The organism is Micromonospora sp. M42 (assembly GCF_000568915.1).
Lineage (GTDB): Bacteria > Actinomycetota > Actinomycetes > Mycobacteriales > Micromonosporaceae > Micromonospora > Micromonospora chalcea.
Window position 1 is genome coordinate 983,927 of the sequence record NZ_KK037233.1, and the last position, 9,677, is coordinate 993,603.

Sequence of the window (9,677 nt, forward strand, 5' to 3'; positions counted from 1 at the left end):
AGGCCGCCGGCGCGGCGCGGATCACTCGCGTCCGATCCGGAGCGGACCCGGGAGGCGCTGCTGCACATCCAGCAGGCCGGGCAGCAGGCGATGGCGGAGTTGCGGCGGCTGCTGGCGGTCATGCGGGCCGAGTCGGGGCCGGTGGGCGACGGTGAGCCGGGTCCGCAGCCGCGGCTGGACGACATCGAGGTGCTGCTGACGTCGATGCGGTGCGCGGGGCTGACGGTGACGATGTCGGTGTCCGGCAGCCCTCGGCCGCTGGATCCGAGTATCGAGCTGGCGGCGTACCGGACGGTGCAGGAGAGCCTGACGAACACGCTCAAGCACGTCGGCCGGCGGGCCTGCGCGACTGTTCATTTCGGGTGGCAGGAGCGGGTGCTGTTGCTGCGCGTCGACGACGACGGCTCGGGCCGCGAGGCGGGCGCGGCGGCGGGACTGTCGACCGGTAACGGGCTGGCCAGCCTCGCCGAGCGGCTGGAGCGTGTCGGCGGTCGTCTGGTCGCCGGGCCGCGTGCCGAGGGCGGGTTCCGGGTGAGCGCGACGCTGCCGGTCGCGCAGCACGGCGACCTGGTGGCGGCCTCGGGTGACGGCGGGGCGCCGGCTGTCGGGTGAACGGCGTGTCCGCTGTGCGACATCAGGGTGGCCGCCGCCGCCGGCGTCGATGATCATGTGGTGGGGCCACTGTCCCGGCCGCCGACGACGGGAGCCTTCATGATCCGGGTGCTGCTCGCCGACGACCAGCCGCTCGTACGGGCGGGACTCGCGATGCTGCTCACCAACGAACCCGACATCGAGGTCGTCGCCGAGGCCGACGACGGGGCGCAGGCCGTGGAGGTCAGTCGGCGGCTGCGCCCGGACGTGGTGCTGATGGATGTGCGGATGCCCGGCACCGACGGGTTGGCCGCGACCAGGCTGATGGCCGACGAGCAGCTCATCGACGACCCGCAGCAGCCGGTACGGATCATCATGCTGACCACGTACCACGTGGACGAGGCGGTGCACGCCGCGTTGCGGGCGGGCGCGTCCGGTTTCGTGCTCAAGGACGCCGCGCCCGCCGAGCTGGTGTCGGCGATCCGGGCGGTGGCCGACGGCGAGGCGTGGCTGGATCCGGCGGTGGCCCGGCGGCTGCTCGACGACCTGGCCGCCCGGCCCGACCCGGGACTGCCCACCCCGGTGCAGATGCGCCGGCTCACCCCGCGGGAACGGGAGGTGCTGGTGCTGATGGCGTACGGGATGTCGAACCGGGAGATCGCCGAGCATCTGGTGCTGGGCGACGCGACTGTCAAGACGCACGTCAGCCGGGTGCTGACGAAGCTGGGGCTGCGGGATCGGACGCACGCGGTGGTGGCCGCGTACCAGTGCGGCCTGGTGGAGCCCGGCACGGCGCCGCCGGCCCGGATGGCCGGTCTGTCCCGCTGAGACCGCGGCGCGGCCGGGGGTCTCAGCGGACGCGCCGGTCAGGCGTCGACGTAGTCGGCGAGGTGTTCGCCGGTGAGCGTGGACCGGGCGGCCACGAGATCGGCCGGGGTGCCCTCGAACACGATCCGGCCGCCGTCGTGACCGGCGCCCGGGCCGAGGTCGATGATCCAGTCGGCGTGCGCCATGACCGCCTGGTGGTGTTCGATCACGATGACGGACTTGCCGGCGTCGACGAGCCGGTCGAGCAGGCCGAGCAGCTGGGCGACGTCGGCCAGGTGCAGGCCGGTGGTGGGTTCGTCCAGGACGTACACGCCGCCCTTGTCCCCCATCCGGGTGGCGAGCTTGAGGCGCTGCCGTTCCCCGCCGGACAGCGTGGTCAGCGGCTGGCCGAGCGTGAGGTAGCCGAGGCCGACGTCGGCGAGCCGGTCGAGGATGGTGTGGGCGGCCGGGGTGCGGGCCTCACCGTCGCTGAAGAAGATCTCGGCCTCGTCGACGGACATGGCGAGGACCTGGCTGATGTCGCGGCCGCCGAGGTGGTAGTCGAGCACGGCGGGCTGGAACCGTTTGCCTTCGCAGTCCTCGCAGGTGCTGGCGACGCCGGCCATCATGCCGAGGTCGGTGTAGATGACGCCGGCGCCGTTGCAGGTCGGGCAGGCGCCTTCGGAGTTGGCGCTGAACAGGGCGGGTTTGACGCCGTTGGCCTTGGCGAACGCCTTGCGGATGGGGTCGAGCAGGCCGGTGTAGGTGGCCGGGTTGCTGCGGCGGGAGCCGCGGATGGCGGTCTGGTCGACGCTGACGACGTCGTCGCGTCTGGCCAGGGAACCGTGGATGAGGCTGCTCTTGCCGGAGCCGGCGACGCCGGTGACCACGACCAGGACACCGAGGGGGATGTCGACGTCGACGTCGCGCAGGTTGTGGGTGCGGGCGCCGCGGATCGGCAGCGCGCCGGTGGGCGTACGCGGCTTGTCCTTGAGGGTTGCGCGGTCGTCGAGGTGGCGGCCGGTGGTGGTGCCGCTGGCGCGCAGGCCGGCGACGGTGCCCTCGTAGCAGATGGTGCCGCCGGCGGTGCCGGCGCCGGGGCCGAGGTCGACGACGTGGTCGGCGATGGCGATGGTTTCGGGTTTGTGTTCGACGACGAGGACGGTGTTGCCCTTGTCGCGCAGTTGCAGCAGGAGGTTGTTCATGCGGGCGATGTCGTGCGGGTGCAGCCCGATGGTGGGTTCGTCGAAGACGTAGGTGACGTCGGTGAGGGACGAGCCGAGGTGGCGGATCATCTTGGTGCGCTGGGCCTCGCCGCCGGAGAGGGTGCCGGCGGGCCGGTCGAGGCTGAGGTAGCCCAGGCCGATCTCGACGAACGAGTCGAGGGTGTCCCCCAGCGCCTTGAGCAGCGGGCCGACGGAGGGTTCGCGCAGGTCGCGTACCCAGGTGGCGAGGTCGCTGATCTGCATGGCGCAGACGTCGGCGATGCTGACGCCGTTGATCTTCGAGGAGCGGGCTTCGGGGGCCAGGCGGGTGCCGTCGCAGTCGGGGCAGGTGGTGAACGTGATGGCGCGTTCGACGAAGGCGCGGATGTGCGGCTGCATGGCGTCGACGTCCTTGGCGAGCATCGACTTGCTGATGGCCGGGATCAGGCCGGTGTAGGTGACGTTGATGCCGTCGACCTTGATCTTGGTGGGTTCCTTGTGGAGCAGGTCGCTCAGTTCCCGCTTGGTGTAGTCGCGGATCGGCTTGTCCGGGTCGAACAGGCCGCTGGAGCGGAAGATGCGGCCGTACCAGCCGTCCATGCTGTAGCCGGGGATGGTGATGGCGCCCTCGTTGAGGGACAACTTCTCGTCGTAGAGGACGGTCAGGTCGAAGTCGGTGACCGCGCCGCGGCCCTCGCAGCGGGGGCACATGCCGCCGAGGCGGTTGAAGGTGCCCTTCCTGGTCTGGGTCTTGCCGGGGCCCCGCTCGACGGTGATCGCGCCGGCGGCGCGTACGGAGGGGACGTTGAACGAGTAGGCGTTGGGCGGGCCGATGTGGGGGTCGCCGAGGCGGCTGAACAGGATGCGCAGCATCGCGTTGACGTCGGTGGCGGTGCCGACGGTGGAGCGTGGGTCCGCGCCCATGCGTTCCTGGTCGACGATGATGGCGGTGGTGAGGCCCTCCAGGACGTCGACCTCGGGCCGGGACAGGGTGGGCATGAAACCCTGGACGAAGGCGCTGTAGGTCTCGTTGATCAGGCGCTGGGACTCGGCGGCGATGGTGCCGAAGACCAGTGAGCTCTTGCCGGAGCCGGACACGCCGGTGAACACCGTGAGGCGGCGTTTGGGCAGCTCGACGTGGACGTCGCGCAGGTTGTTCTCGCGGGCGCCGAGGACGCGGATGACGTCGTGGCTGTCGGCGCGGTGCAGGCCGGTGGTGGCCTCGCTCATGGTCTCTCCGTCCGGGTCGGGTGTTCCGGTCGAGCCAGCGTCCGCCGCGGGCGCCGTCAGCGCCGCTCGTTGATGCGGATGAGGTTGCCGGTGGGGTCGCGGAACGCGCAGTCGCGTACGCCGTAGGGCTGTTCGGTGGGTTCCTGGACCACGTCGGCGCCGCTGGCCGCCAGCCGGTCGAACAGGCCGTCGAGGTCGTCGGTGGCGAGGGTGAGCGCGCCGTAGCTGCCCTTGGCGATGAGTTCGAGGATGGTGCGGCGCTCGTCGTCGCTGATGCCGGGGTCGACGGCCGGCGGGTGCAGGACGATGCCGGTCTCGGGCTGGTTCGGTGGGCCGACGGTGAGCCAGCGCATGGTGTCGCCCTGGCCGACGTCGTTGCGCAGTTCGAAGCCGAGGGTGTCGCGGTAGAAGGCGATGGCGGCGTCGGCGTCGGTGTGCGGCAGGAACGTGTAGTGAATGGTGATCGTCATGGTGGTCACGCTAACGGTGGCCGGCCGGTGCGGGCTTCTCGATTCCTGATCGGTCGGGTCGCCTGTTTGGTCAGGCACGGGGGCGGCTCGGCGGTGTCGGGGGCGTGACGGGCGCGGTAGGCGCTGGGCGGTTCGCCGACGAGTTCGGTGAACCGGGTGCTGAAGGTGCCCAGGGACTGACAGCCGACGGCGAAGCAGACATCGGTGACGCTGAGGTCACCACGGCGCAGCAGGGCCATCGCGCGTTCGATGCGGCGGGTCATGAGGTACGAGTACGGGGACTCGCCGTAGGTCTGGCGGAACTGGCGGCTGAGGTGGCCGGCGGACATGTGCTCGCCGCGGGCGAGGGCTTCGACGTCGAGGGGACTGGCGTACTCGCGGTCGATGCGGTCGCGGACGCGGCGCAGCCGGGTCAGGTCGCGCAGCCGTTGGGCGAACGCGGGGTCGTCGGTGCCCTGGTGCGGTGACACGTCCGCATCCTGCCTGCTGGGCGGTGGTGTCGTCCACCTGTTCGAGCGGCGAGTCGCCGCCCGGGTGCACCTGGGCGGCTGGTGCATCCGGGCGGCGGTCAGCGCAGCCGGCGGGCGGTGAACCGGGTGGGCGGCTCGGCGATGGCGTCCTGGGCGGCGACGAGTTGCAGTTCCCGGGTGCCGGCGTCGAGGGTCGCCTCGAGTACCGCGTAGATCGAGTTTGTGGTGCGTTCCAGCGCGGTCTGCGGTGAGCCGGTGGTGGCCAGGTGCGCCAGGTAGAGGGCGGCGGTGACGTCGCCGCCGCCGTTGGGGGCGATCGGCAGCAGCGGGGTGGTGACGGCCCAGGCGCCCTCGTCGGACACGGCGACGACTTCCAGGTGCCCGGCGGGCAGGTCGCCGTGCAGGACGCTGGTGACCAGGACGTGCCGGGGGCCGGTGGCGCGGACGGTGTCGACGGCGGCGAGCAGGTCGTCGAGGGTGTCGGTGGTGCGGCCGGCGAGGAACTCCAGCTCGAACTGGTTGGGGGTGACGATGTCGGCGCGGGGGACGACGGTGTCGCGGAGGTACTCGGGGATGCCGGGGCGGACGAACATGCCGCGGCCGACGTCGCCCATGACCGGGTCGCAGCAGTAGAGGGCGGCCGGGTTCGCCGCTTTGACCTGGGCGACGGCGTCGAGGATGACCGCGCCGACGGCGGGGTCGCCCTGGTAGCCGGACAGGACGGCGTCGGCGGTGCCGAGCACCCCGCGGTCGGCGATGCCGGCGATGACGTCGGCGACGTCGGTGGGAGCGAGCAGCGGCCCGCGCCAGGCGCCGTAGCCGGTGTGGTTGGAGAAGTGCACGGTCAGGACCGGCCAGACCTCGTGTCGGAGGCGTTGCAGCGGGAACACGGCGGCGGAGTTGCCGACGTGGCCGTAGGCGACCGACGACTGGATGGACAGGATCTTCACCTGCTCATGGTCGCATCCCCGGCGAGGGCTGACGGCCCGTGGTGGGGTGATGACGGGCCGGGACCGCGGTGACCGTTCGGCTCAGGGTTTCGACCGCCGGGCGCGGGGCGGGTTTGGGCGCAGCGTGCGGTGGGGGCATGAACGGGCTGTTCTCGCCTTCTGGACGGAGGAAGCAACGATGCTTTCCGCACTCGATCGTCGGCACACCGTCGCGCCGCCGGGGTACAGCCGCTGGCTGATCCCCCCGGCGGCGCTGGCGATCCATCTGTGCATCGGGCAGGTGTACGCGACGAGCGTGTACAAGAACTCCCTGATCGTGCATTTCGACACAAGTCAGACGGCGATCGGGGTGATCTTCAGCATCGCGATCGTGATGCTGGGGTTGTCGGCCGCGGTGGCCGGTACGTGGGTGGAGGCGAACGGGCCGCGTAAGGCCATGTTCGTGTCGGCGTGTTTCTGGGCGGCGGGGTTCCTGGTCGGGGCGCTGGGCATCGCGACCGGGCAGCTGTGGCTGCTGTACCTGGGGTACGGGGTGCTGGGCGGGATCGGTCTGGGGATCGGGTACATCTCCCCCGTCTCCACGTTGATCAAGTGGTTCCCGGACCGGCCGGGGCTGGCGACCGGGCTGGCGATCATGGGGTTCGGTGGCGGGGCGATGGTGGCCTCTCCCCTGTCCCGGCAGCTGCTGTCGTTCTACGACGCCGGGTACGACCCGTCGGACAGCGGTTCCACCGCGTCGGGCTCGGCGCTGGTGTGGCTGTTCGTGACGCTCGGCATCGGCTACTTCGTGATCATGATGTTCGGGGTGTTCAACGTGCGGGTGCCGGCGCCGCACTGGCGGCCGGCCGGTTTCGACCCGTCGACGGTGGCGGAGAAGCCGCTGGTGACCACGGCGAACGTGTCGGCGGCCAACGCGCTGAAGACGCGGTCGTTCTGGCTGCTGTGGGTGGTGCTGTTCTGCAACGTGACGGCGGGTATCGGCATCCTGGAGCAGGCCAGCCCGATGATCCAGGACTTCTTCCGCGACAACGGGACCTCGGCGGTGTCGGTGGCGGCGGCCGGCGGGTTCGTGGGAGTGCTGTCGCTGTTCAACATGGCGGGCCGGTTCGTGTGGTCGTCCACGTCGGATGTGATCGGCCGTAAGCCGATCTACGTGGTGTACCTGGGTGTGGGCATGGTGCTGTACCTGCTGCTGGCGCTGGTGGGGCAGACCTCGACGGCGTTGTTCGTGCTGCTGGCATCCGTGATCCTGTCGTTCTACGGCGGCGGGTTCGCGACCATTCCGGCGTACCTGCGGGACCTGTTCGGCACGTTCGAGGTGGGCGCGATCCACGGCCGGCTGCTGACCGCGTGGTCGGCGGCCGGGGTGGCCGGGCCGCTGATCGTCAACGGATTCCTCGACGCGCAGGGCGAGCCGGGCACGTTGACCGCGGCGGCGTACCGGCCGGCGCTGTTCACGATGGTCGGCGTGCTGGCCGTCGGCCTGAGGCGAACCTGCTGGTGCGGCCGGTGCCGGAGCGCTACCACGAGCCGGCGTCGGGACGGGACGGGACAGCGCAGGGGCCGACGGAGAGGAGCGGATCGTGAACGAGCACAGCGGTGGCGGGCAGCGGACCCGCCTGGTGGTGTCGTGGCTGGTGGTGTCGGTGCTGCTGGGCTACGGGGTGGTGCAGACGGTGATCACGGCGGCGAAGCTGTTCACCCAGTAGCGCAGAAGGCGAGGCGGCGGCCCGGGGCGAACACCCCGGGCCGCCGTCGTGTCAAAGCCCGCCGCCGACGCGCAGGACCGCGCCCGTGGTGTACGAGGCGTCCGGGCCGAGCAGGTGGGCGATCGCGCCGGCGACCTCCTCGGGTTCCCCGGCGCGGCCCATCGGGATCCGCCCGGCGGCGGAGTCGGGGCGGTCGGGCACGCCGGAGCGGGCGTGGATGGTGGTGCGGATGATGCCGGGGGCGACGGCGTTGACGCGGATGCCGTGCGGCGCGAGTTCCTTGGCGAGCCCGACGGTGAGGGTGTCGGTGGCGGCCTTGACGGCGGCGTAGTGGACGTACTCGCCGGGTGAGCCGAGCGTGGCGGCGACGGAGGAGACGTTGACGATGGCGCCGCCACGGGTGAGCCGCCGGGCCGCCTGCTGGGCGCAGAGCACGTACCCGATGAGGTTGACGTCGACGACCTCGCGCAGGTCGTCGACGCGCAGGTCGGTGAACGGGCCGATCGGGCTGGTGACGCCGGCGTTGTTGACCAGGCCGGTGAGCGGGCCGAGCTGGTCGGCGGCGTCGAAGATGCGGCGTACCTGGTCCGGGTCGGTGGTGTCGGCGGCGACGGTGACCGCGCGGCGGCCGGCCGCGCGGACGTCGGCGGCCACGGATTCGGCGGCGGTGTGGTCGGCGCGGTAGCCGATGACCAGGTCGTGGCCCTCGGCGGCGAGCCGCCGGGCGGTGGCCGCGCCGATGCCGCGTCCTCCCCCGGTGACGATGGTGACGGAGGTCAATGCAATTCTCCCCTGCCTTGCGGTGGGGGCGACGTTACCGTGGGCGGGACCATCCGGGGTGGAGAGGACTGTCACATGGGGCGCGCGTTGGTGCTGGGTGGCGGCGGGGTCACCGGGGTGGCCTGGGAGCTGGGTCTGCTGGCCGGGCTGGCCGGGCACGGCCTGCGGTTGGACGAGGCGGAGCTGGTGGTGGGCACGTCGGCCGGGTCGGTGGTCGGGGCGCAGGTGCGTTCGGGTACGCCGGTGACGCAGTTGTACGAGGCGCAGCTGCGGCCGCCCCGCGAGGAGGTGCCGGCGCGCCTCGGGACGGGGGTGCTGTTGCGCTGGGCGTGGGCCGGTGGGCGGGGCCGGGACGCGGCGCGGGCCCGGGCGCGTATCGGCGCGATGGCGTTGTCGGCGCGTACCCCGTCGGAGCAGTCGCGGCGGGCGGTGATCGCGGCGCGGCTGCCGTCGTCGGACTGGCCGGCGGCGCGGCTGCTGGTCACCGCCGTGGACGCGGCCTCCGGCGAGTTCGTGGTGTTCGACGCGGACAGCGGGGCGTCGCTGGTGGACGCGGTCGGGGCCAGTTGCGCGGTGCCGGGGGTCTGGCCGCCGGTGACGATCGGTGACCGGCGTTTCGTCGACGGCGGCGTCCGGTCGCCGGTGAACGCGGACCTGGCGGCCGGGTGCGAGCGGGTGGTGGTGCTGGCGCCGACCCGTGCGGCGGTCGGACCGATGCCGCGGCTGTCGGCGCAGGTGACGGCGCTGCGGGCGGCCGGCGCGCGGGTGGCGGTGGTGTCGCCGGACCGGGCGGCGCGCACGGCGATCGGCCGTAACGTGCTGGATCCGGCGCGGCGGGCCGCGTCGGCGCGGGCCGGGTTCGCCCAGGCCGACACGGTGGCCGACGAGGTGGCCGGGGTGTGGCGGTGACCGCGATCAGGAGTCGCTGGTCAGGCGCGCCAGCCGCCGGTTGAGGTAGCGCTGTTCGGGCAGGCTGCCGGTGAGCCGGGCGGCCAGCCGGTAGTGCTCGGCGGCGGCCTGCGGGTCGCCGTGCAGCTCCAGCAGGTGGGCGCGGACGGCGTGCAGCCGGTGGTGGCCGTGCATGGCCGGGTCGGTCAGCAGCGGGCCGAGCAGCGCCAGCCCGACGTCGGGGCCGTGCGCCATGGCCACGGCGACGGCCTGGTTGAGTGTGACGAACGGGCTGGGGGCGACCCGGCTCAGCATGTCGTAGAGGACGCTGATCTGCAGCCAGTCGGTGTCGTCGAACGTCGGGGCCTCGGCGTGGACGGCGGCGATGGCCGCCTGGAGCTGGTAGCGGCCCACCGGGCCGTGGGGCAGGGCCCGGCCGAGCAGCGCGACGCCCTCGTCGATCAGGTCGGCGCGCCAGCGGGAGCGGTCCTGGTCGGCCAGCGGCACGAGGTCACCGGCGGCGTCGGTGCGGGCGGGCGACCGGGCGTGGGTGAGCAGCATCAGCGCCAGCGCGCCG

The 9,677-nt window shown here is 72.5% G+C and carries 10 protein-coding genes and 1 pseudogene; 5 read left to right on the forward strand and 6 right to left on the reverse strand.

The window, feature by feature from the left end:
• Both MCBG_RS04160 and MCBG_RS04165 read left to right on the forward strand, forming a co-directional pair.
• On the forward strand, window positions 1-612 hold a 612-nt coding region (locus MCBG_RS04160; RefSeq protein WP_223201059.1), incomplete at its 5' end, for a sensor histidine kinase.
• Between the two features lie 99 nt (window positions 613-711).
• Entirely contained in the window at window positions 712-1,419 is a 708-nt protein-coding gene (locus MCBG_RS04165; protein ID WP_043324014.1) for a response regulator, read from the forward strand.
• Window positions 1,420-1,457: 38 nt separating this feature from the next.
• On the opposite strand, the gene MCBG_RS04170 is transcribed toward MCBG_RS04165, so the two are convergent.
• The 4 genes from MCBG_RS04170 to pdxY form a co-directional block, all read right to left on the reverse strand.
• Window positions 1,458-3,833 (reverse strand): ATP-binding cassette domain-containing protein, encoded by a 2,376-nt coding sequence (locus MCBG_RS04170; RefSeq protein WP_043324016.1) that lies wholly within the window; start codon window positions 3,831-3,833, stop codon window positions 1,458-1,460.
• A 56-nt stretch (window positions 3,834-3,889) separates the two neighbouring features.
• A complete protein-coding gene (locus MCBG_RS04175) occupies window positions 3,890-4,303 on the reverse strand; it encodes a VOC family protein (protein WP_043330132.1) in 414 nt (137 codons plus the stop codon).
• Window positions 4,304-4,308: 5 nt separating this feature from the next.
• Window positions 4,309-4,773 carry a helix-turn-helix transcriptional regulator gene (locus tag MCBG_RS04180; protein ID WP_043324018.1) on the reverse strand — a complete coding sequence of 155 codons (465 nt, stop codon included), beginning with the start codon at window positions 4,771-4,773 and terminating at the stop codon, window positions 4,309-4,311.
• Window positions 4,774-4,871: 98 nt separating this feature from the next.
• Window positions 4,872-5,723, reverse strand: a complete 852-nt coding sequence (gene pdxY, locus MCBG_RS04185) for a pyridoxal kinase PdxY (protein WP_043324020.1) — start codon at window positions 5,721-5,723, stop codon at window positions 4,872-4,874.
• Between the two features lie 178 nt (window positions 5,724-5,901).
• On the opposite strand from pdxY, the pseudogene MCBG_RS31480 reads away from it, so the two are divergent.
• Together MCBG_RS31480 and MCBG_RS35015 are read left to right on the forward strand one after the other, a co-directional pair.
• A pseudogene (locus tag MCBG_RS31480) lies at window positions 5,902-7,310 on the forward strand (OFA family MFS transporter).
• Complete coding sequence (locus MCBG_RS35015) at window positions 7,307-7,432, forward strand: MFS transporter small subunit (RefSeq protein WP_255361250.1); 126 nt, start codon at window positions 7,307-7,309, stop codon at window positions 7,430-7,432. Before MCBG_RS31480 ends, MCBG_RS35015 begins: the two are co-directional and overlap by 4 nt.
• 51 nt (window positions 7,433-7,483) lie before the next feature.
• Here MCBG_RS35015 and MCBG_RS04205 read toward each other — a convergent pair whose 3' ends face one another.
• Window positions 7,484-8,212 carry an SDR family NAD(P)-dependent oxidoreductase gene (locus tag MCBG_RS04205; protein ID WP_043324027.1) on the reverse strand — a complete coding sequence of 243 codons (729 nt, stop codon included), beginning with the start codon at window positions 8,210-8,212 and terminating at the stop codon, window positions 7,484-7,486.
• Between the two features lie 75 nt (window positions 8,213-8,287).
• Here MCBG_RS04205 and MCBG_RS04210 point away from each other — a divergent pair, with 75 nt between their 5' ends.
• Window positions 8,288-9,121 carry a patatin-like phospholipase family protein gene (locus MCBG_RS04210; RefSeq protein WP_043324028.1) on the forward strand — a complete coding sequence of 278 codons (834 nt, stop codon included), beginning with the start codon at window positions 8,288-8,290 and terminating at the stop codon, window positions 9,119-9,121.
• A gap of 6 nt (window positions 9,122-9,127) precedes the next feature.
• Here the strand turns inward: MCBG_RS04210 and MCBG_RS04215 are convergent.
• Window positions 9,128-9,677, reverse strand: a 550-nt coding sequence (locus tag MCBG_RS04215) for a DUF6596 domain-containing protein (RefSeq protein WP_043324031.1), incomplete at its 5' end; no start/stop codon positions are given.